Here is a 594-nt window from a genome sequence, read left to right on the forward strand (position 1 = left end):
CAATCAAATGGTTGGACGTATCGTTCAAGGAGTGATCCAAGAATGTTGCGAGTGTGAGGTGGCAGATGAACCCGTAGTAGTGAGTAAGGCTAGGCCGATGAAAGCCAGTAATGGTGTGGAGGGTAAAACCAAGCCGACTATCAGCATTGTGTTTGATAGGATCCATTTTAGCCAAAAGCTTAAATGGATTGCGAAGGGGGGAAGCAGACTTTAAGATCTGATGAGTTGTGAGTTTTTTTTATCATTGATACACAAGCCGCCTGATCAGCGGGACAAAGTCGAATCGGTGCGCGTAGGAATAGTGAGTGTCTGGTGAGACAGGCCGTATATGGGAAGTAATTGTAGTCAAATTTGGTAGATTGCCTCAGTGCTAGAACGCCAAACCCTGCAATGAAAGTTACCACAATGTTAGAAAATGAACGATGTCCATAGGGCGCACGATACTAGATTGCAAATTAGCATTGTGTCACTTAGCAAGTGATATGAAGTATGCAGGAGCCGTATACGAGGCCCGTACGTACGGTTCTGTGAGAGGGATGAGGCGCAAGCCTCACCCTACTCGATATGCCTNTAAAACCTACANNNGAGCAGGAA

Annotated in this window: 1 protein-coding gene; it reads left to right on the forward strand. The window is 45.9% G+C overall.

Going from position 1 to position 594, the window contains the following annotated elements:
* A partial coding sequence (locus ACX5J7_RS10035; RefSeq protein ID WP_498707032.1) for a hypothetical protein occupies positions 1–214 on the forward strand: 214 nt, incomplete at its 5' end.
* Between the last annotated feature and the right edge of the window lie 380 nt (positions 215–594).

Source organism: Alteromonas infernus (assembly GCF_902705815.1).